The organism is Stenotrophomonas sp. AS012628 (assembly GCF_010608305.1).
Taxonomy (GTDB): domain Bacteria; phylum Pseudomonadota; class Gammaproteobacteria; order Xanthomonadales; family Xanthomonadaceae; genus Stenotrophomonas; species Stenotrophomonas geniculata.
The window spans coordinates 81903-102021 of sequence record NZ_VMBJ01000011.1; the positions used below are offsets into that span (position 1 = coordinate 81903).

A 20119-nucleotide genomic window follows, 5' to 3' on the forward strand; every position below is an offset into this window, starting at 1 on the left:
TGCCAACCTTGGTTGGCATGCTTCAATCGACCACGCGCGCCGCTACGCCTCCCGGCCAATGGCAGCCATCCGCGTGCCACGCCTCGACGTCCTCGTTGAACTCGGTACGTCGCCCGTCGCGGGCGCGCTCGTAGCTGAAACCGTAGACGTGCGCGCCCTGGGTGCTCAGGTAGTAGCGCCCATTGAGGCGGCCACCGATGCGTTCTTCCCACACGCTGTCGAACTGGTATGGGCGGTCTTCGTCCAGCACCGTCGTTTCCTGCGACACCTGTTGCACCTGCAGGCGGCCGCGCTGCCCGGCGTACTGCACGTCGGCGCTGCCATCGTCCAGCCAGCGCCACAGCAGGTGGATGCCGTCGTTGCGGCCCCCGGTGAGGCAGCGATGGTCCTGCGCGCTGGCCGCTGCGGTGTCGGCCAGCAGACCCGTGAACCCCACCAGCAGCAGCCACCGGATCATCCGTTCAGCCCCAACCGGATGCCGAACCCCACCAGGAACAGGCCGGCCACGCGGCGCAGCGCATCGCTGATGCGCGGGTGCTGGATCAACCGGCGACGGGCCAGGTTGCCCACGCCGATCAGCATCGAGCAGTAGCCGATGCTGACCACCAGGATGATGCCGGCCAGTGCCGCGAAGGTCGCGATGCCCTGGTGTGCCTTCGGGTCGATGAACAGCGGCAGGAAGGCCATGTAGAACAGGATCGCCTTCGGATTGAGCAGGCTGACCAGGATCGCCTGCTGGAAGTAGCGGCCCGGCTGCATGCGGATCGGGCCGGCGTCATCAGCCTCGTGCTTCGGCGTGCGCAGCAGGCTGATCCCCACCCACACCAGGTAGGCCGCACCCAGGTACTGCACGGCGTGGAACACCAGCGGGTTGGCCTTGAGCAGTGCGGCCACGCCGGCCAGCGCCAGCCACATCAGGATCTGGTCGCCGACCAGCAGGCCGGCCAATGCGGTGTAGCCGCCACGCACGCCGCCACGGCCAGTGGCGGTCAGCAGGGTGAAGGTGCCGGGGCCGGGCAGGGCGAGAAACACCAGCACGGCGACCAGAAACGTCCACAGGTCCTGGATGCCCATCCACGGCATGGCAGTGTTCTCTCTTACGGGGGGCCGCCATTGTCGGCCAGCGCCGGGACTGGCGACAGGGGGCCGGCAGGACCTTCGGGCATGCCAGACAGCAGAGGTTGCAGGTGCTGGCGCAGCTGCGCGTGCAGCTGCCGCACCGCTGGCGAGAACTGCTTGCGGTGTGGGCACACCAGATGCAGTGGAATGTGGCTGCCGACGCCGTCGAGCAGCAGCTGCAGGCGCCCGGCCAGCACGTCTTCGCGCAGGTCCAGCCAGGATTTGTAGGTGATGCCTTCGCCGGCCACCGCCCAGCGTCGCACTACATCGGCGTCGTCGCAGACCAGCGGACCGCGCACCGGAATCACGCTGCGGCGCCCGTCGACCTCGAACGACCAGCGATCGTAGGCGCGGCCACTGAGCTGGTAGACCAGGCAGTCGTGCTCACGCAGCTCGTCCAGGCGCGTGGGCGTACCGCGCCGCTGCAGGTAGCCGGGCGAGGCCGCGAGTACGCGCCGGTTGCCTTCCAGCAGGGGCAGGGCGACGTAGTTGGCGTCGTCGAAGTGGCCGATGCGGATGGCCACGTCGACCGGGTCGCGGAACACATCAGCCACTTCGTCGGACAGGCGCAGGTGCAGGCGCAGCCGCGGGTGCGCGGCGCGGAAGGCGCTCAGCCAGGGCAGCAGCAGGTTGCGGCCGAGGTCCGAGGGCGCCGACAGCTGCAGGGTGCCGTGCAGCTCGGTGTCCTCGCCCTGCACGCGCGCCTGGCCCTCGCGCAGGGTGGCCAGCACCTCCTGCGCATACGGCAGGTACAGCGCGCCCTCGCCGGTCAGGCGCAGGCTGCGGGTGGTGCGCACGAACAGGCGCAGGTCCAGCTCGCGTTCCAGCCGCGCTACGGCAGCAGCGACCTGGCCGGGTAACAGATCAGCTTCGCGGGCGGCCTGCGAGAAGCTGCCCAGCGCGGCCGTGCGGACGAACAACTGCAGGTCGTCGAAGCGGATCATCTTCATTGCCGGAGTGAAAGTGCTGCCTGATTCTGCGCCTTTCTGAGCGGCCGTGCGCAGCGCAACCTGTCCACTCCTTCCCCACTGGACCGCTGCCATGCGCGCCATTGCCTACACCCACGCCGGCCTGCCGATCGACGACGCCCGGGCCCTGATCGACATCGAACTGGAACTGCCGCAGCCCGGCCCGCGCGACCTGCGGGTGGCGGTGCGTGCCGTGGCGGTGAACCCGGTCGACACCAAGGTCCGCCGCGGCGTGGCCACCGACGGCCCGCGCGTGCTGGGCTGGGATGCGGTCGGCATCGTCGATGCGGTGGGCAGCGAGGTGACCCTGTTCCAGCCTGGCGATGCGGTCTACTACGCCGGCGTGATCGACCGGCCGGGCAGCAATGCCGAATACCAGCTGGTGGACGAGCGCAGCGTCGGCCGCAAGCCGGCCAGTCTCGACGATGCGGCCGCCGCAGCGTTGCCGCTGACCGCGATCACCGCCTGGGAGCTGCTGTTCGACCGTCTGCGTATTCCCGAGGGCGGTGGCGAGGGCCAGGCCCTGCTGGTGATCGGTGCTGCCGGTGGTGTCGGTTCGATCCTGGTGCAGCTGGCGCGGAAGCTGACCAAGCTGACCGTGATCGGCACCGCTTCGCGTCCGGATACCCAGGACTGGGTCTACGCGATGGGCGCGCACCACGTGATCGACCACAGCCTGCCGCTGGCCGAGGGCCTGGCACGGCTCGGCATCAGCGAGGTGCAGCACGTGGCCAGCCTGACCCACTCCGACCAGCACTACGCGCAGATCGTGGAGCTGCTGGCGCCGCAGGGCCAGCTCGGCCTGATCGATGACCCGGGCCAGGTGGATGTGATGGCGCTCAAGCGCAAGGCGCTGTCACTGCACTGGGAATCGATGTTCACCCGGCCGCTGTACCGCACCGCCGACATGCAGCGCCAGCACGATCTGTTGAACCGGGTGGCCGAGCTGATCGACACGGGCGTGCTGCAGACCACCCTGGGCGAGCATTTCGGACGCATCGACGCAGCCAACCTGCGCCGTGCCCATGCGCTGCTGGAGAGCCATCGCGCCAAGGGCAAGATCGTGCTGGAAGGCTGGTAGGAGCAGACGCTGTCTGTAGAGCCGGGCCCACGCTCGGCTGCCGTTCGCGCGTGGGCGTCAGCCGAGCATAGGCTCGGCTCTACGGAGCTTCATCCACGCATGGCGTGGATCAGCCGTGTCGACCAGGGTCGACACCTACCAACAGCTGCGGGAACCACGGCTCACGCCACGCCGTTGTCGACGTGTTTGGCGAAACCGGGCTGCTCTCGCAGGCGCTCGAACCATGCGACGAGGTGGGGCAGCGCGGGCTTGCTGCCCGGCGTGCTGCGCCAGCGTTGGGTCGACAGCCCCAGCACGATATCTGCAAGGGTGAAGGTGCTGCCCGCCACGTAGGCATCGGTGGCGGCCAGCTGGGCTTCAAGCACACCCATCAGCCGGTTCCACTGCGCCAGGCTGGCCTCGGCGCGGGCATCGTCCGGGTAGTCCGGATGCTGGCGTACGCGCGCCATGAACACGTGGCGCCAGGCGCTGTTGAGGTCGCTGGCCTGCCAGTCCATCCACTGCTCCACCCGGGCCCGGTCCTTCGCTGCAGGTGGCAGCAGATCCTCGCGACCGGCGCGTGCGGCCAGGTAGCGGCAGATGCTGTTGGATTCCCACAGCACGAAGTCGCCATCGCGCAGCACCGGCACCTGCCGGTTGGGGTTCAGCGCGGCCAGCAGGTCCGGCGGGGGGGCCGGTTCGTGGTGCAGGGGCAAGTCCAGACCGGCGCACAGCCACAGCACCTTGCGCACATTGATGGAGGTGGGCTTTCCGTACAGAGCGAGCATGGTCCTGACGCAGCAGCTGAGACTCGGCCAGCCTACACTTGTCCCATGCAAACCGAATATCTGCTCATTGGCGGTCTTCTATTGGCCGTGCTCATCCTGCAGCTGGTCGCCCTGCTGCGCCGCCCGCCGCACGACCGCCTGGAGCAGGCGGTGCGGGAGGAGGCGCGCGCCGGGCGCAGCGAACTGCGCGAACAGCTCGATGGCTTCGCCCGCGCGCTGACCGATCTGTCCACCCGCACCGACCAGCGCCTGGACCTGCTGCGCGAAGCGCTGGGCGAAGATGCCCGCAAGGCGCGCGCCGAAGCGGCCGAGAGCCAGCAGAGGGGCGCGGCGTTGATGGGACAGCGGCTGCAGGAACTGCGCGGCCAGCTGGAGACCTTCGGCCAGCAGCAGGAAGCGCGCATCCATGCGTTTGGCCAGCAGCTGCAGGAGCTCACCGGGCGTACCGATACCCAGCTCGGCGCGCTGCGCCAGACCCTGGTGGACGATGCACGCAAGGGCCGCGAGGAGGGCGCGCAGTCGCAGCAGCGCCTGACCGAAAGCCTTGGCCTGCGCCTGCAGGAACTGACCCAGCGCAACGAGCAGCGCATCGCCGAGATGCGCACGACGCTGGAAGAACAGCTGCGCGCGCTGCAGAACGACAACGCGCAGAAGCTGGAGCAGATGCGCCACACCGTGGACGAGAAGCTGCAGTCCACGCTGGAAACGCGGCTCGGCAATTCCTTCAAGCTGGTCTCCGAGCGCCTGGAACAGGTGCAGCGTGGCCTCGGCGAAATGCAGCAGCTGGCCACCGGCGTCGGCGACCTCAAGCGCGTGCTGACCAACGTCAAGAACCGTGGCAGCTGGGGTGAAGTGCAGCTGGAGAACATCCTCGAGCAGACGCTTACCCAGGAGCAGTACGCGCGAGCGGTGAAGGTGCGGCCGGACAGCGGTGAAATGGTCGACATCGCCGTGCGCTTGCCGGGCCGCAGCAGCGACGACACGCCGGTGTGGCTGCCGATCGACTCCAAGTTCCCGCGCGAGGACTACGAGCGCCTGCTGGACGCGCAGGAACAGGGTGACGCCGAGGGTGTGCGCCTGCAGGGCATCCAGCTTGAACGCGCGGTGCGCGTGCAGGCCAAGTCGATCTGCGACAAGTACATCGCGCCGCCGCACACCACCGACTTCGCGGTGATGTTCCTGCCCACCGAAGGCCTGTATGCCGAAGTGATCCGGCGCCCGGGCCTGGTCGACCTGCTGCAGCGCGAGCACCGCGTGGTGGTGGCAGGCCCGACCACGGTCACCGCGCTGCTCAACAGCTTGCAGATGGGCTTCCGCACGCTGGCCATCGAGCAGCGTTCCAGCGAGGTGTGGAGCCTGCTGGGTGCGGTGAAGAGCGAGTTCGGCAAGTTCGCCGGCATCCTCGAAAAGGCCGAGAAGCAGATCACCACGGTGGGTCGCAGCATCGGCGAGGCCAGCCGCAAGACCCGCACCATCGAACGGCGCCTGCGTGGCGTGGAGTCGCTGGCGTCCGAACAGGCACAGTCGTTGCTCGGCGATCTGGCCGAGGGTGATGCGGCCACCGAGGACGAGGGCAGTGAAGGCGACGGCGACGAGGCCTGAGCCACGCTGACACGCCGCCTGCATCGCCGATGCGTATGCTGGCGGCCTGTCCGCTTCGATCAGGTATCGTCATGCGCCTGCGCCGCTTCACCAACCTAGTCCTGACCGCGCTGCTTGCCGCCTGCAGCAGCACACCACCGGCTGCCGATACGGCGGCGGCATCCGCCGCAGCCACCAGCCCCGAAGCGGCCGAGGCGTACCGCGAAGCGCGCGACGTCGACTGCCAGGCCGCTGGCGGCACCCTGCAGCGGCTGGGCCGGCTGCAGCGCGAACAGTGCGTGATTCCTTACGCCGACGCCGGCAAGGCCTGCAGCCGCAAGAGCGACTGCATGGGCCAGTGCCTGGCCGGCGGCGAGGTGACTGTCGGCAGCGTCGCCACCGGGACCTGCCAGCGTGATGTGCGCCAGAACTTCGGATGCCGCCAGCGCATTGATGAGGGCAAGGCGCTGGGCACGATCTGCGTGGATTGAATCCTGCCTGTAGAGCCGAGCCCACGCTCGGCTGCTGTGGCATCAGCCGAGCGTGGGCTCGGCTCTACAAGAGCGCGCGCGGCGCTATGCTGGTGGGCCATTCCCCGCTGTTGCCGGAGCCCCCGCGTGAGCACCCCGATCCAGGACATTTCCCTCACCACCATCGACGGCAAGCCGTCCTCGCTTGCCGACTACCAGGGCAAGGTGCTGCTGCTGGTCAACGTCGCCTCCAAGTGCGGCCTCACTCCGCAGTACGAAGGCCTGCAGGCGCTGTATGCGGAAAAGCACGCGCAGGGCCTGGAAGTGCTGGGCTTCCCCGCCAACAACTTCCTCGGCCAGGAGCCGGGCAGCGAGGCGGAGATCCAGCAGTTCTGCCAGCTCACCTACGACGTCAGTTTCCCGATGTTCTCCAAGATCAGTGTGGCCGGTGATGACACCCACCCGCTGTACCAGCAGCTGACCGCCGCCCAGCCGCAGTCGATCGGCGAAGGCCCGCTGCGTGAGCGCCTGGCGAGCAAGGAGATTCCGATCCACGCAGCACCGGCGGTGCTGTGGAACTTCGAGAAGTTCCTGGTTGGCCGCGACGGCAAGGTCATCGCGCGCTTCGCCCCGGACGTGGCTGCCGATGACGCGCGCCTGCGCGAAGCCATCGAGGCCGCGCTGGCGGCCTGAGGAAAGCGTGCCAACCGAGGTTGGCACCTACCGGAAAAGAAAAACCCCGCCGAGGCGGGGTTTTTTCATGCACGGGCTGCAGCGATCAGTTGCTCCAGTTCGGCATCGGCATGGCATCGACCGGGATCGGCGAATTGGCATCGTCGTGGCCACGGTCGCGCTTGCTGCGCAGATCGTTCTCGATCTGGTAGTTGCGGCGCTGCATCCACGCATCGCGTACCAGCGAGTACTCGTCCACGGCGGTGTCACGCAGGTTGTCGATCGCCAGCAGCTGCGCGCGGGTATCGACCAGCTGCAGGCCCTGCAGGCCGATGCGGATCTTGTCCTCTTCGATACGGCGGATCGGCGACAGCGGAATGTCACCGGCCAGGCCGAACACATCACGCACAGTACGCGGGCCGAAGAACGGCAGTTCCACGTAGCGCGAACGACGCCAGCCCCAGGCACCCAGGGTCTGGCCGAAGTCCTCATTGCGACGCGGTACCATCGCCTTGCTGGCCGGATCGAACAGGCCGCCGATACCCAGCGTGCTGTTCATCAGGAAGCGGCCGAGGCTGTCCCACGCATCGGCGCCGCGGCCCTGCAGCAGCTGGTTGGTGATGGTCACCGGTGCGCGCAGGTTGCTGAAGAAGTTGCTGACGCCGGTGCGGGCGAAGCGCGGCACCACGTGGGTGTAGGCGGTGGCCAGCGGGCGCGCGATGCCGCGGTCAACCGCGTTGTTGAAGGTGTGCACCTTGCGGTTGAACGGTTCCCACGGATCGTAGGCCGCCGCGCTGCCGGTGTTGCCGGCACCACCATAGAGGGCATCGAAGTCGTCATCACCACCGGGGGCGGTCGCCGCTGCGGCCCTGGCCGCATCGGTGTCGGCGCTGCGGGCCGGTGCGGATGGTGGCGTGGCCGGTGCAGGTGCGGCAACCACGGCTGCGGCCGGCGCGGCATCGACCGTAGCGGCATCGGCGGTGGGGGCGGAGGCCTCGGCGATGGTACTGGCCGGGACCACGGTGCTGGCCGCCGGCGCATCGCTGCGTGCGGGCTTGCCGGCGCAGGCGGTCAGGGCGGTGGCCAGGACGATCAGGGGGAAAGTGCGTACGACGTTCATGTCAGCTCGCAGCAGAAGTAGCGTTGAAATCCAGGTCGGGCGACAGCCGGTAGGCTGCGCTCAGCTCGTTGTAGCCGGCCGGCGCGCCGGAGACTGCCAGCGGGTGACCGCTCTTGCGCGCGCGTGAGGCAAGTTCGGCCAGCAGCGCCAGGCCGGCGCTGTCCACGCGTTCGACCTCACCCAGCTCCAGCCGTGACAGCTTCGCCGGCAGGGCCTGCAGCTGCGGCCACAGCGCGATCACCGCGGCACGGTCGAGCACCCCGCGCAGGCGCAGGGTGTCGCCTTCCAGCAGCGCCAGTGCGTTACTTGCCATTGCCCGCGGGCCCGGCCTGCATGCTGCCGCTGTGCAGTTCGTTGGCCACCTGCTTGATGCCCTTCTGGCGCAGCGGGGTATCGAACTGGTTGCGGAAGGTCTGCACGTAGGAAATGCCTTCGATGTTGACGTCGAAGATCTTCCACTGGCCATTCACGTTGCGCATCCAGTACTCGACCGGGGTCGGCTCGTTGCCGGCACGCACCAGTTCGGTGCTCACGCGCACGCCACGATTGCCCGGCAGCGGGCTTTCACCCTTCAGGCGGAAGCTCGGCTTGCCCTGGATGTTGAGCAGGGTCGAGCCGTAGCGCTGCATCAGGCTGTCGGCCATGGCATCGGCAAACAGCTTGATGTCGGCGTCGGAGGCGCCGCGGGCGTGCGGGCCCAGCACCAGGCGCGCGGCGTAGTCGCGGTCGAAGGTGCGGGTCAGCTCGCTGTCAATGTAGCTGCGCAGGCTGGCCGGGTTGCTGGTGAACTCGCTCTTGCGCTGCTGCAGCGTGGACAGGATGCGGCTGCTGGCATCGATCACCACCTTGCCGGCCTGGCTCTGCGTTGCGGCAGCGGCAGGCGCGGCGGCCTGGGCCTGGGCCAGGAACGGGGTGGCCGCCAGCAGCGCCGAGGCGAGCAGGGCCGGGATCAGTTTCATCTTCATGGTTGCGGTTCCGTTGCAGGCGCCTGCGCGCCATCGTTGGGCTTCTGAGCAGCGCCGCCGCCGGCGCCGCCACTGAACATGTACTTGCCGACCAGCTGGATCAGGTCCACTGCCGGCTGGGTGAAGACGATCTCGTCGCCGGCCTTCAGCACGTCCGGATCACCGCCCGGCTGCAGACCGATATAGCTCTCGCCGAGCAAACCACTGGTGAAGATGCCGGCCGAGGTGTCCGCCGGCAGGTCCTTGACCTTGCTGTCCATGCGCAGGGTCACGATCGATTCGAACTTCACCGGGTCCAGGTCGATCGACGCGACCTGGCCGACGGTGACGCCGCCGATCTTCACCGGCGCCTGCTTGCGCAGCTGGCCGACCTGGGAGAAGCGCGCCTTCAGGTCATAGCCTTCACTGCCCCAGCTCCAGCGCTGGTTGGTCGAGGCCACGGCCAGCACCATCAGCGAGGCCAGGGCCAGCAGCAGGAAAGCGCCGACGGAGAATTCGAGTCTGGGACCGCGGATGGCCATGTGGATTACCTGATCGAGTCGTGGTGGCCGCGCGCGCCTGCGCACCGCCGGTGGAGGGGTTAGGTGAACAACATTGCCGACAGCACGAAGTTGAACATCAGTACCAGCAGCGAGGCGTTGACCACCGCACGGGTGGTCGCCACCGACGTGCCTTCAATGGTCGGCTCGGCATGGAAACCAACGTAGGCAGCGACCAGCGCGGCAGTGCCGCCAAAGATCGCCGACTTCAGCATTGCCACGCCGAAGTCGTCCCAGAAGTCCACGCTGTTGCGCAGCGCCGACCAGAACACGCCGTTGTCCAGGCCCAGCACGTGCACGGCTTCGAAGTAGCTGGCGCTGATCGCCAGCGAACAGAAGATGCCGGTCAGCAACGGCACAGTCAGCACCGCCGCCCAGAAGCGCGGCGCCACCGCCTTGGCTACCGGATCGATCGCCATCAGCTCCAGCGCCTTGATCTGGTCGGTGGCACGCATCAGGCCCAGTTCGGCGGCGATCGAACTGCCGGCGCGGCCGATGAACAGCAACGCGGTCAGCACCGGTGCCAGCTCGCGGTACAGCGAAAGGCCGAGCAGGGTCGACAGCGCGTCGGCCGCACCGAAGGTGGTCAGCGTGCGGTAGCCCTGCAGGGTCAGCACCAGGCCGACGAAGGCACCGCCGACGGCGATGATCGGCAGCGAGCGCGCGCCGATCTTGTAGATCTCGCGGGTCAGCTCGGCCAGGAAATCACGCGTGGGCAGCGAACCGCGCAGCACGGTCAGAGAGAACAGGCCGGCGCGGCCAAGCGAGCGGGTGGCTTGGACGAACGGCATCAGGCAACCCTCGCGCGTGGCGCGGCATCGAACGGAATCGGGCCATCCGGCTGGCCGTGCAGGAACTGCCGCAGCAGCGGGTCCTGGCTGGACTGCAGTGCCTCGGGCGTGCCCTGGAACACGATGCCGCCATTGGCGATCGCGATCACCTGGTCGCAGATCGGCAGGGTCTCGTGCACGTGGTGGCTGACGATGATGCTGGTCAGGCCCAGGCTGTGGTTGAGGCGCTGGATCAGGCTCATGATCACCCCCGAGGCGATCGGGTCCAGCCCGGTCAGCGGCTCGTCGTAGATCATCAGCGGCGGGTCCAGCGCCAGTGCACGGGCCAGCGCCACACGGCGCGCCATGCCACCGGACAGCTCGCGCGGCCAGGCATCGGCGGCGGCCAGCAGACCCACCGCATGCAGCTTCATCTGCACCAGCCGGCGCAGCACGGCGGTCGGCAGGCGGGTGTGCGTACGCAGCGGCAGGGCGACGTTCTCGGCCACGGTGAGGTCGGTCAGCAGGCCGTTGCCCTGCAGCAGCACGCCCACGCTCTTGCGCATTTCCAGCAGCGCGCCGCTGTCATGCGGGATCGGCTTGCCGAACAGGGTGACCTCGCCGGCGACCGGGCGCAGTTCGCCGGTCAGCGCCGCCAGCAGGGTCGACTTGCCGCTGCCGGACGGACCGAGCACCGCGGTGATGCTGCCCTCGGGCACCTGCAGCGACACGTCGCGCAGGATCGTGCGTCCGCTCCGGTCGATGCGGACGTTGGATAACTGCACCAGACTGGAGGTGGAAGCCGACATGGGCACCATTAACGTTTTTTAGACATCGAAGGATCGGGCCCGTCGGCTGAACATAAGCAGACTGGACGGTCCAGTATTGTTGCACGGCAAGGCCTCGCGCAGGCCGGGACAATCACCCGGCAGCCCGGAACAATCCGTACCGGCGATGGGCTGACCATTGAATACTGCCTGCCGTCCTGCACACTGTGCATGATGAGTGACCCAGGCAGCGATTTCCGCCTCTACCATTCCAACTCCCTGGACGTGCTGGCCGCGCTGCTGGCGCGCAACGTGCGTGCGCCGGTACCGGGCCAGCCGCTGCTGGCGCCGGAAGTGGTGCTGATCCCGCAGGTGGCGATGCGGCGTTGGCTGCAGGCGACACTGGCGGCCGAGTTCGGTGTGGCTGCCAACCTCGAATTCCTGACCCCGGGTGAGTTCGTGGCGCGCGCGCTGAAGGCCAATGTCAGCGGTGAGCAGGACGATCTGGACGCCGCCGGCCTGCACTGGAAGCTGTACCAGGCGCTACGCGATCCGTTGCTGCTGGCGCAGCCACCGATGCGCGCGCTGCAGTCCTATCTTGCCGGCGATGATGCTCTGAAGCCGTGGGCGCTGGCCGGCGAGCTGGCCTCGGTGTTCGAGAAGTACCAGGCCTGGCGGCGTGACTGGCTGTTGCGCTGGGCGGCCGGGGCCGATCCGGCCGATCCGCAGGCAATCCTGTGGCGCACCATCACCCGGGGCCACGACTATCGCGCCCGCCGCATCCAGGAGTACCTGGACCGCTTCGAAGGCGCCGGCCAGCCGCTGCCGCAAGGCCTGCCGCCGCGCATGTCTGCGTTTGCGACGCTCAACATCTCGCCCGACGTGCTGCGGGTGATGGCCACCCAGGCCCGGGTGGGCGAGCTGCACTTCTACATGCCCACCCCGGTTCAGTCTTACTGGGGCGACCTGCAGACGCTGGCCGAGCGCCTGCGCAGCGGCGCGCCCGATCCCTTCGGTGAAGCGGCCGGCGAGAACCGCCTGCTGGAAGCCTGGGGTGCGGCCGGCCGCGACTTCATGGCGGTGCTCGGCAGTTACGAGGTGGTGCATCCGGCCGGCGAGATCGCCGCCTATTCCGATCCGGAGGAGGACACCCGGCCGACCCTGGACGAAGGCGGCCTGTCCGACAGCCTGCTGCATCGCCTGCAGCGCGATCTGTTCCACCGCCGCGCACTGCCCTCGGGCGAGCTGCGCGAAGGCCTGCGCAGTGACGACCCCAGCCTGCAGGTGCACGCCTGCCATACCCGGCTGCGCGAGCTGCAGGTGCTGCACGACCAGCTGCGCAGCCTGCTGCAGGATCCGCGCTTCGACCCGCCGCTGCAGGCGCGCGAGATCGCGGTGCTGGCGCCGGACATCGATCCCTATGTGCCGTACCTGGAAGCAGTGTTCGGCGGTCGCGGCGGCGAGGAGGAGCACATTCCGTATGCGCTGGCCGACAGCAGTCCACTGGCGGGCGAGCCGCTGGCCGATGTGTTCGTGCATCTGCTGGGCCTGCCGGTCTCGCGCTTTGGCTTGAACGAAGTGCTGGACCTGCTGGCCAGCGCGCCGCTGGCCGAAGCGGCCGGGCTGGAAGCGGTGGACTTCGATCGCCTGCATGGCTGGCTGCAGCAGGCCGGTGCACGCTGGGGCCTGGATGCGAAGCACCGCAACCAGCACCAGGCACCGGCCGACGACGCCTACACCTGGCAGTTCGCGCTGGATCGCCTGGTACTCGGCCATGCCACCGGCAGTGAGGCTGACCTGGCCGGTGTGGCGCCGTGGATCGAACTGGAAGGCGGCGCGCTGGACGCGCTGGACCGGCTGCTGCGCCTGTTGCGCGTGCTGGCGATCTATCAGCGTCGCCTCGGCGAGCTGCTGACCCCGGCGCAGTGGCGGCAGCGCCTGCTGTCGCTGCTGGATGCACTGCTGCCCACCGCGCCCAGCTCGCCCAACAGCCAGCGCGCGCTGGAGCGCCTGCGCAAGCTGCTCAACCAGTTCGCCGACGATGCCGCCAAGGCCGGTTTCGAAGACGGCGTGCCGCCGGAGGTGGTGCGTTCGCACTTCGCCGGCGTACTGGGGGAGGCCGATACGCGCGCACCGCTGCTGACCGGTGGCATCAGTTTCGGCCGCATGGTGCCGATGCGGCTGCTGCCGTTCCGGGTGATCTGCGTGCTCGGTCTCAATGATGGCGATTTCCCCCGCCGTGACCCTGCCGCCGGTCTCAACCAGCTCACCGCCGAGCTGGATACGCCGCGCCGCCGTCCGGGCGACCGCTCCACCCGCGAGGATGACCGCTTCCTGTTCCTGCAGCTGTTCGCGGCCGCGCAGGAGGTGTTCTATCTCAGCTATCTCGGCGCCGATCCGCGCGATGGCAGCGTGCGTGAGCCGTCGGTACTGGTCAGCGAACTGATCGATGCCGCCGCCGCGTATCACCTCGATCCGACTGCGGCGGTCCGCGACTTCACCGTGCGTCACGCCTTGCAGCCGTTCTCGCCAGCCGCGTTCGGTGATGGCGATCCACGCCGCTTCAGCTATCGCCGCCAGTGGCATCCGGCCGCCGGTCGCCTGACCGGCCAGCGCGGTGGCCTGCAGCCATGGTTCGATGCACCGTTGCCGCCGCCGCTCGACGATGCGGTGGAAGAGGAGGTCGCGCTCGATACCCTGCGCCGCTTCCTGTGCGACCCGGCCGGGCAGTTCCTCGCACAGTCGCTGGGCCTGCGCCTGGCCGACGATGTCGAGGAGGTCGATGACCTGGAACCGCTGGTGCTGTCGTCGCGCGGGCCGGAAAAGCGCAGCGTGCAGGCGGCGGTGGTACGCGCCACGCTCAGCGGCGATACCGAGCCCTTGTACCCGCGGCTGCGCGCGCGTGGCCTGCTGCCGTCAGGTCCATTGGGCCAGCGCCAGTTCGAGGTGGAGCAGTTGAAGACACGCCCGTATGCCAGTGCGCTGCTGGGCTGGATGCAGGGCGATCCACTGGAAAGCCGCCGCTACGAAGTGGACATCGATGGCGTGCGCCTGCATGGCCGCGTGGCCGATCGGCATCCCGAAGGGCTGGTGCGCCTGCGTGCCGGCACGCTCAATGGCAATGCAGTGATCCGCCAGGGCCTGGACTGGCTGCTGGCCAACGCCGCTGGCGACGCGCTGCCCCTCGTGCAGTTCCACGATGGCGGCGATGCCGGCCCCGGCCCGCATGTGCTGCCGGCATTGAGCGTTCCGGCGGCGCGCGCGGCGCTGCGTGCGCTGCTGCAGCTGCGCCAGCGTGGCCTGCGCGAGCCGCTGCGCTTTGCCCCGTATACCGGCTGGGTGCTGTACAACGCGCCGACAGAAAAACAGCGCAGCGAAGGCTGGAAGCAATGGCACGGCAGCGACCGCACCTGGGGTGAATCCAGCAGCGACGCCTGGCAGCTGCTGCTGCGCGGCGCAGACCCGTTCGCCACCGATGCCAGTTATGCCGACCTGCTGCGCAACAGCCAGGTGGTCTTCAGCGCGGTGCGCGAAGGCCGCACCCTCGGCGCCGAAGCACGCCAGGAGGGCAACGCATGAGCACCGCCATCGCCGAAGACGGCATCGAATCCCTCAGCCGTGATCCCTACCTGGCCCTGCCGCTGGACGGCATCCGCCTCATCGAAGCCAGCGCCGGCACCGGTAAGACCTTCACCCTGGCCACGCTGTTCACCCGCCTGGTGGTGGAGCAGGGCCTGCGCATCGGCCAGATCCTGGCAGTGACCTTCACCGACACCGCCACCCAGGAACTGCGCAAGCGCATACGCCAGCGCCTGGCGCTGGCCGCACACCTGGTCGATCTGGAACCGGCCGAGGGAGAAGCACCGGATGTATGCCTGACCCGCGAAGTCCTGCAGCGCCATCTGCAGAGCGGCTCCGAGAGTGCCACCGCACTGAAGCGCCGCCTGCAGGTGGCCGCAGACGAGATCGATCTGGCGTCCATCTTCACCATCCACGGCTTCTGCACCCGCGTGCTGCGCGAGCATGCGCTGGAAAGCGGCCATACCTTCGACCCGCCGGAACTGCTGGCCAGTGACCGCGAGCTGCTGGAGGAACTGGCAGCGGATCTATGGCGCGTGCATGCCAATGACCCGGCCACGCTGGAGCCGCTGACCTGGCTGTGGTCCAACCCGGACGCGCTGGCCGCCGATCTGCGCGCGCTGCTGACCGCGCCGCCACTGCATCCGTTGCCGCAGCCGGTGGCGTTGCCCGATCCGCATGTGGCCCTGCAGGGCGCGGCGGAAGAGCTGTCTGCACGCGTGCGCGAACACGGCGAGCAGTTCTTCATCGACCTCTGCGATGCGGTCGACAACAAGTGGCTCAACGGCGTGTCCTACAAGCTGGGCTGGCTGCATCCGCTGGGCCGGCAGCTACTGGCCTGGGCCGAGCGCGCCGACCCGCGCGAGCTGCTGATCAGCGAACGCCTGCCGGCGCTGCTGCCGGAGGCGTTGGCCGCCAAGACCAACAAGAAATTCGCCGAGCGCACGCCGTCGTCGCCATTGCAGGCACCGTTGGCGCGCTATGTCGTGCTGCTGGCCGAACGCGATGCCTGGTTGCGTGCCACCGCATTGAATTTCCTGCACGCGCTTCGCGCCGACGCCACGCAGCGGCTGCAGGCACTGAAGCGCATCCGCCGGGTGCAGACCTACGACGATCTGATCGATGGCGTAGCGCTCGCCCTGGAAGGCCCGCAGCGACTGACGCTGGTCAGGCAGCTGCGCGCGCAGTACCGCATCGCGCTGGTTGATGAGTTCCAGGATACCGACGATCGCCAGTGGGGCATCTTCCACACCGTGTTCGGTGATTCGCCGGAGGTGCTCGAGCTGGGCCTGGCACCGGCGTTGTTCCTGATCGGCGACCCCAAGCAGGCGATCTACGGTTTCCGCGGCGGTGATATCCACACTTACCTGAAGGCCAAGCAGGTGGCGCAGCAGGCGCCGGTGCTGGACCAGAACTTCCGCTCGCGACCCGCTGTGCTGCGCGCGCTGCAGGCGCTGTACGACAATGCCGGCGAAGACGCCTTCCTCGAACGCGACATCCAGTTCGAGCCGGTGCGGCCCGGTGGCGTGCGCAGCGATGCGGACTACCAGCGCGACGGCCATGCCGCCGCGGCGCTCACCCTGCGCGTGCTGCGCAGTGGCGGTGACAAGGCGATGAGCGCCGATGCCTCGCGCGATGCGGCGACCCAGGCCTGCGTGGCCGCGATTCACCAGATCCTGGTCGAGGCGCGTGCGGGCAATGCCGTGTTGCGTGGGCGCCCGGTGCAGCCCGGTGACATCGCGGTGCTGGTGCGCTCGCATCGCGAGGCCACCCTGGTGCAGCGCGCACTGGCCGCGGTCGGCATTCCGGCAGTGGCAGCCGGCAAACAGAGCCTGTTTTCCACGCCTGAAGCGCGTGATCTGCGTGCGCTGCTGCTGGCACTGCTGCAACCGGCCGACGAGGGCCGCCTGCGCGCAGCGCTGGCCACGGTACTGCTCGGCCAGCGCGCAAGTGCGATTGCGGCGATGGAACGCGAGGGCGACCTGCAACGTGGGTTCCAGGCGCAGCTGCTGCACTGGCGAGAGCGCTGGCAGCGCGGCGGGCCGTTCGCGGTGATCGCCGATGTCTGTGCCGCGCAGGGCGAGCGCCTGCTGGCGCTGATCGATGGCGAGCGCCGCCTCACCAATTACCTGCAGCTGGGTGAACTGCTGCAGGAAGCCTCCGCGCAGGCGCTGGGCATGCACGGGCTGCTGGACTGGTTGCAGGGGCAGATGGCCAGCGCCGACCAGGATGACGAGCAGCAGCTGCTGCGCCTGGAATCGGACGCGCGCCGTGTGCAGATCATCACCCTGCACAAGAGCAAGGGCCTGGAGTATCCGCTGGTGTTCCTGCCCTTCGTCGGCATCGACGGCGGCGCACCGAACACGGCCTCGCACTGCACCGTGCACGTCGGCGGCCAGCGCCAGTTGCACTGGAAGCTGGACAAGGACGAGGCCTGGGAAGCGGCCACCACGCAGCGCGAACGCGAGCAGCGCGCCGAGGATGCGCGCCTGCTGTATGTGGGACTGACCCGCGCCGAGCATGCGCTGTGGATCGCCGTGGGTGATCTGGCCGGGCTCGGCAAGACGCGGCTGGCGCCGCTGCTGGGTGACCTGCAGGCGCTGCGCGCGCTCGCCGATGTGCACATCGATGACAGCGAGGCGCCGGCCACGCTGCCGCAGCTGGCGGCCGAAGTGGAAGGTGAGCTTCCAGCCGTGCGTGCACTGACCCGGCGCGTGCCGCACGACTGGTGGGTGTACAGCTTTACCCAGCTGGCCCACGCAGATGCCGGCGTTGGCAGCGATATCGAAGCGGCCGCCACCGAGCTGCCGGCACCGGCCGCCGACGAACCGGCCGGCCCGGAACTGCCATTGGAACCGGCGCTGCCTGAACCCACCGCGGCCGCCGAGGACAACGCCCCGCTCGATCCGCGCTTCATGGGCAGTCGCTTCGGCAACGTGCTGCATGAGGCGATGGAGAACGTCGACTTTGCTGCATGGGCTGACTGGCAGCCGGGCCTGGAAGCCCCTGAGGGGCAGGCCGAGGTGCTGCGCAAGGCGCTGCACGACGAAGGCTATGCCGATGTCGATCTGGACGACGGCGTGGCCGTGCTGGTGCCGCTGGTTGGCCACACGCTGACCGTGCCGCTACCCGAAGGCGGTGCGCTGCACAGCCTGGGTGAAGGCGAGCGCCGCGCAGAAATCGACTTCTATTTCGCCATCGAACCGACCACGGTGCCGGCGCTGCTGCAGGTCCTTCATGCGCACGGCGTTTCCAGTGGTCGTCGAGGCTTCGGCCAGCGTCGCCGCCTGGAAGGGCTGATGACCGGCATGATCGACCTCACCTACGTGCGCGACGGGCGCTGGTACGTGCTCGACTACAAGTCCAACCGCCTGCCCGGCTACAGCCCGGACCTGCTGGCCATTGCCATGCGGCACAGCGAGTACGACCTGCAGGCGCTGATCTACACCGTGGCCCTGCATCGCTGGTTGCGCTTCCGCCTGGGCGCGGCCTACGACTACGAACGTGACATGGGCGGCATCCGCTACCTGTTCTGCCGCGGCCTGGATGGCACCGGCAATGGCGTGCATGTGGACCGTTTCCCGCTGGCGTTGGTGGATGCACTGGATGCGTTGTTCGCCGGTGGCGAGCAGGCCCAGGCCGAACTGGCCGCACGTGCACGCGGAGCCAGCGCATGAGCCTGCTGAAAGAACTGCACCAGAAGGGCCAGCTGCGCACCCTTGATCACGCGTTGGCGACCAGCCTGCAGCGGCTGCGCGACGACACGCCCGAGAGTGTGGCGCTGGCGGCGGCGCTGGCCTCGCTGGCGGTATCGCAGGGCCACGCCGCGTTCGATCCGGCACAACCGCAGCGGTTGCTGGAAGGCGTGCCCGAGTGGCCTGCCGCGCACGACTGGATGGCACAGTTGCGTGCGTCGCCGTGGGTGGCGACACCCGAGCAGTCCGACGCCATCGCCGAGGATGCGCCACTGGTGCTGGAGAACGGCCTGCTCTACCTGCGCCGTTATCGCGAGTACGAGCGTCAGTTGGCAGCCGGGCTGCAGCGCATCGGCCGGCATCCGCTGCCGGCGCCGGACATGACGGCGTTGGCGCCGCTGTTCGCGCAGCTGTTCCCGCAGGCATTGAACAGTGAAGATCACCAGGCACGCGCAGCCGGCGTCACCCTGCGCCATCCGCTGGCACTGGTCACCGGCGGCCCCGGCACCGGCAAGACCACCACCATCGCGCGCCTGTTGCTGCTGCTGGCGGCGCAGGCCCGGCATGCCGGCCAGCCGCTGCCCGAGGTGGCGTTGGCCGCGCCGACCGGTCGCGCTGCCGAGCGCATGGCCGAGAGCCTTCGCGTAGCCGTGCAACGGCTGCAGGAACAAGGAGTGGATGCGACGCTGTGCGCGGCATTGCCCAGTACCGGCACCACCCTGCATCGCCTGCTCGGCGTGATTCCCGATTCACCGCGCTTCCGCCACCACGCTGATAATCCACTGCCGGTGGATGTGGTGGTGGTCGACGAAGCGTCGATGATCGATCTGCCGATGATGGCCAAGCTGGTCGACGCGATCGCCAGCGGCACCCGGCTGATCCTGCTCGGCGATCCCGATCAGTTGCCCTCGGTCGAAGCCGGTGACGTGCTCAGCGCGATCCTGCGCGCCAGCGGCGATGGCATCGGCACCCGCGCCGACGACGCGCAGGCACTGCATGGACTGCTGGCACCGGCCACCTTGCAGCCGCAGGCCGCACCACGCGCCTTCGCCGGCCGTCGCGTACAGCTGCAACGCGGCTACCGGCAGAGTGATGCGCTGGACCTGGCACCGCTGGCGCATGCCGTGCGTGAAGGCGACAGCGGCACCGCGCTGCAGCTGCTGCGCAGTGGTGAACTGGCCGGCGTGCACTTCCACGAAGGCGAAGCCGATCCATTGCGCGGTCAGCGCGAGCACCTGCTGGGCCACTGGCGTGCACTGGCCGAGGCCGCTGATCCGGTAAGTGCCCTGCAGCAGGCCGGGCGCCTGCGCGTGCTGACCGCATTGCGCGAAGGCCCGCAGGGCGCGCGCGGGCTCAACAGCCGTATCGAACAGCTGCTGGCCGGCAACACCCCGGGCTACTTCCAGGGCCGCCTGCTGCTGGTCACCGAGAACAGCTACCGGCACCGCCTGTTCAACGGCGATATCGGCATCTGCCTGCGCGATGGCAGCGGCGCGATGGTGGCCTGGTTTCCCGGCGATACCGTCGAGCAGCCACGCGCCTTCCACCCGGCCGCACTGCCCGCGCACGAAAGCGCGTTCGCGATGACCGTACACAAGGCACAGGGCTCGGAGTTCGACGAAGTGTGGTTGCAGCTGCCACGCCAGGACGGCCGCGTGCTGTCGCGCGAGCTGGTCTACACCGGCCTGACCCGTGCCCGCCAACGCCTGCACGTAGCAGGCAGCGCAGAGGTGCTGCAGGCCGCATTGAAACGCCACGCCAGTCGATTGGGTGGCCTGGCCTGGCGGTTGGGTGCGGAAGCGGTGGCCGAAGCACCGGCGCGCATCGAACAGCCTACCGTGCAGGGCACCTTGTTCTGAACGGGGGTCGGATCCCGTTCCCATCGGGAACGGGCTCTGACCCCTTCACCTGATCGCCAGGCAGAAGCAGTCGAGCATGACTCGACTCTACAACAGCGTACTTCGATCATTCCGACGTTCATCCACGCATGCCGTGGATCTACCGTGTCGACCAAGGTCGACACCCA

General features: G+C 68.7%; 16 protein-coding genes and 1 pseudogene. 7 read left to right on the top strand and 10 right to left on the bottom strand.

Features of this window, described 5'->3' with window-relative positions; all coding sequences use genetic code 11:
• Positions 1-22: 22 nt before the first annotated feature.
• The 3 genes from G5A07_RS07580 to G5A07_RS07590 are packed head-to-tail and all read right to left on the bottom strand — an operon-like array spanning position 23 to position 2069.
• Entirely contained in the window at positions 23-457 is a 435-nt protein-coding gene (locus tag G5A07_RS07580) for a hypothetical protein (protein WP_191863107.1), read from the bottom strand.
• Complete coding sequence (gene leuE / locus G5A07_RS07585) at positions 454-1083, bottom strand: leucine efflux protein LeuE (RefSeq protein ID WP_191863108.1); 630 nt, start codon at positions 1081-1083, stop codon at positions 454-456. Before leuE ends, G5A07_RS07580 begins: the two co-directional genes overlap by 4 nt.
• Positions 1084-1097: 14 nt before the next feature.
• Positions 1098-2069, bottom strand: a complete 972-nt coding sequence (locus tag G5A07_RS07590) for a LysR family transcriptional regulator (protein WP_049412868.1) — start codon at positions 2067-2069, stop codon at positions 1098-1100.
• Positions 2070-2160: 91 nt separating this feature from the next.
• Here G5A07_RS07590 and G5A07_RS07595 point away from each other — a divergent pair, with 91 nt between their 5' ends.
• Positions 2161-3168 carry a zinc-binding alcohol dehydrogenase family protein gene (locus G5A07_RS07595; protein ID WP_010487464.1) on the top strand — a complete coding sequence of 336 codons (1008 nt, stop codon included), beginning with the start codon at positions 2161-2163 and terminating at the stop codon, positions 3166-3168.
• A gap of 161 nt (positions 3169-3329) precedes the next feature.
• On the opposite strand, the gene G5A07_RS07600 is transcribed toward G5A07_RS07595, so the two are convergent.
• Positions 3330-3935 (bottom strand): glutathione S-transferase N-terminal domain-containing protein, encoded by a 606-nt coding sequence (locus G5A07_RS07600; protein ID WP_191863109.1) that lies wholly within the window; start codon positions 3933-3935, stop codon positions 3330-3332.
• A gap of 45 nt (positions 3936-3980) precedes the next feature.
• On the opposite strand from G5A07_RS07600, the gene rmuC reads away from it, so the two are divergent.
• The 3 genes from rmuC to G5A07_RS07615 all read left to right on the top strand — a co-directional run bounded on the left by rmuC (position 3981) and on the right by G5A07_RS07615 (position 6679).
• Positions 3981-5537: a DNA recombination protein RmuC gene (gene rmuC / locus G5A07_RS07605; RefSeq protein WP_143993791.1), complete on the top strand. Its 1557-nt coding sequence runs from the start codon at positions 3981-3983 to the stop codon at positions 5535-5537.
• A gap of 71 nt (positions 5538-5608) precedes the next feature.
• On the top strand, positions 5609-6007 hold the full coding sequence (locus G5A07_RS07610; protein WP_191863110.1) for a hypothetical protein: 399 nt from the start codon (positions 5609-5611) through the stop codon (positions 6005-6007).
• Positions 6008-6133: 126 nt separating this feature from the next.
• On the top strand, positions 6134-6679 hold the full coding sequence (locus G5A07_RS07615; protein ID WP_053443763.1) for a glutathione peroxidase: 546 nt from the start codon (positions 6134-6136) through the stop codon (positions 6677-6679).
• A gap of 85 nt (positions 6680-6764) precedes the next feature.
• Here the strand turns inward: G5A07_RS07615 and G5A07_RS07620 are convergent, their stop codons facing one another.
• From G5A07_RS07620 to G5A07_RS07645, 6 genes and pseudogenes are all read right to left on the bottom strand, one after another.
• Positions 6765-7778: a VacJ family lipoprotein gene (locus G5A07_RS07620; protein WP_010487475.1), complete on the bottom strand. Its 1014-nt coding sequence runs from the start codon at positions 7776-7778 to the stop codon at positions 6765-6767.
• 1 nt (position 7779) lies between these two features.
• Positions 7780-8091: an STAS domain-containing protein gene (locus tag G5A07_RS07625; RefSeq protein ID WP_010487477.1), complete on the bottom strand. Its 312-nt coding sequence runs from the start codon at positions 8089-8091 to the stop codon at positions 7780-7782.
• Positions 8081-8743 carry an ABC transporter substrate-binding protein gene (locus G5A07_RS07630; RefSeq protein WP_010487479.1) on the bottom strand — a complete coding sequence of 221 codons (663 nt, stop codon included), beginning with the start codon at positions 8741-8743 and terminating at the stop codon, positions 8081-8083. Before G5A07_RS07630 ends, G5A07_RS07625 begins: the two co-directional genes overlap by 11 nt.
• A gap of 56 nt (positions 8744-8799) precedes the next feature.
• A pseudogene (gene mlaD / locus G5A07_RS07635) lies at positions 8800-9264 on the bottom strand (outer membrane lipid asymmetry maintenance protein MlaD); the annotation flags it as partial.
• A 59-nt stretch (positions 9265-9323) separates the two neighbouring features.
• Positions 9324-10073: an MlaE family lipid ABC transporter permease subunit gene (locus G5A07_RS07640; RefSeq protein WP_005414955.1), complete on the bottom strand. Its 750-nt coding sequence runs from the start codon at positions 10071-10073 to the stop codon at positions 9324-9326.
• Complete coding sequence (locus G5A07_RS07645) at positions 10073-10861, bottom strand: ATP-binding cassette domain-containing protein (RefSeq protein WP_164192810.1); 789 nt, start codon at positions 10859-10861, stop codon at positions 10073-10075. The genes G5A07_RS07640 and G5A07_RS07645 overlap by 1 nt, the downstream gene beginning before the upstream one ends.
• A 189-nt stretch (positions 10862-11050) precedes the next feature.
• On the opposite strand from G5A07_RS07645, the gene recC reads away from it, so the two are divergent.
• From recC to recD, 3 genes are read left to right on the top strand one after another with little or no spacing between them, the layout of a single operon-like run.
• Positions 11051-14398 (top strand): exodeoxyribonuclease V subunit gamma, encoded by a 3348-nt coding sequence (gene recC, locus G5A07_RS07650; RefSeq protein ID WP_191863111.1) that lies wholly within the window; start codon positions 11051-11053, stop codon positions 14396-14398.
• A complete protein-coding gene (gene recB, locus G5A07_RS07655) occupies positions 14395-18075 on the top strand; it encodes an exodeoxyribonuclease V subunit beta (protein ID WP_191863112.1) in 3681 nt (1226 codons plus the stop codon). The genes recC and recB overlap by 4 nt, the downstream gene beginning before the upstream one ends.
• Positions 18072-19952 (top strand): exodeoxyribonuclease V subunit alpha, encoded by a 1881-nt coding sequence (gene recD, locus G5A07_RS07660; protein ID WP_191863113.1) that lies wholly within the window; start codon positions 18072-18074, stop codon positions 19950-19952. Before recB ends, recD begins: the two co-directional genes overlap by 4 nt.
• Positions 19953-20119: the final 167 nt, after the last annotated feature.

What these genes read in the sequence shown, in the direction of transcription:
- G5A07_RS07580 (WP_191863107.1), bottom strand. Translation starts at nt 457, where the DNA reads ATGATCCGGTGGCTGCTGCTGGTGGGGTTCACGGGTCTGCTGGCCGAC.
- leuE (WP_191863108.1), bottom strand. Translation starts at nt 1,083, where the DNA reads ATGCCGTGGATGGGCATCCAGGACCTGTGGACGTTTCTGGTCGCCGTG.
- G5A07_RS07590 (WP_049412868.1), bottom strand. Translation starts at nt 2,069, where the DNA reads ATGAAGATGATCCGCTTCGACGACCTGCAGTTGTTCGTCCGCACGGCC.
- G5A07_RS07595 (WP_010487464.1), top strand. Translation starts at nt 2,161, where the DNA reads ATGCGCGCCATTGCCTACACCCACGCCGGCCTGCCGATCGACGACGCC.
- G5A07_RS07600 (WP_191863109.1), bottom strand. Translation starts at nt 3,935, where the DNA reads ATGCTCGCTCTGTACGGAAAGCCCACCTCCATCAATGTGCGCAAGGTG.
- rmuC (WP_143993791.1), top strand. Translation starts at nt 3,981, where the DNA reads ATGCAAACCGAATATCTGCTCATTGGCGGTCTTCTATTGGCCGTGCTC.
- G5A07_RS07610 (WP_191863110.1), top strand. Translation starts at nt 5,609, where the DNA reads ATGCGCCTGCGCCGCTTCACCAACCTAGTCCTGACCGCGCTGCTTGCC.
- G5A07_RS07620 (WP_010487475.1), bottom strand. Translation starts at nt 7,778, where the DNA reads ATGAACGTCGTACGCACTTTCCCCCTGATCGTCCTGGCCACCGCCCTG.
- G5A07_RS07625 (WP_010487477.1), bottom strand. Translation starts at nt 8,091, where the DNA reads ATGGCAAGTAACGCACTGGCGCTGCTGGAAGGCGACACCCTGCGCCTG.
- G5A07_RS07630 (WP_010487479.1), bottom strand. Translation starts at nt 8,743, where the DNA reads ATGAAGATGAAACTGATCCCGGCCCTGCTCGCCTCGGCGCTGCTGGCG.
- G5A07_RS07640 (WP_005414955.1), bottom strand. Translation starts at nt 10,073, where the DNA reads ATGCCGTTCGTCCAAGCCACCCGCTCGCTTGGCCGCGCCGGCCTGTTC.
- G5A07_RS07645 (WP_164192810.1), bottom strand. Translation starts at nt 10,861, where the DNA reads ATGTCGGCTTCCACCTCCAGTCTGGTGCAGTTATCCAACGTCCGCATC.
- recC (WP_191863111.1), top strand. Translation starts at nt 11,051, where the DNA reads ATGATGAGTGACCCAGGCAGCGATTTCCGCCTCTACCATTCCAACTCC.
- recB (WP_191863112.1), top strand. Translation starts at nt 14,395, where the DNA reads ATGAGCACCGCCATCGCCGAAGACGGCATCGAATCCCTCAGCCGTGAT.
- recD (WP_191863113.1), top strand. Translation starts at nt 18,072, where the DNA reads ATGAGCCTGCTGAAAGAACTGCACCAGAAGGGCCAGCTGCGCACCCTT.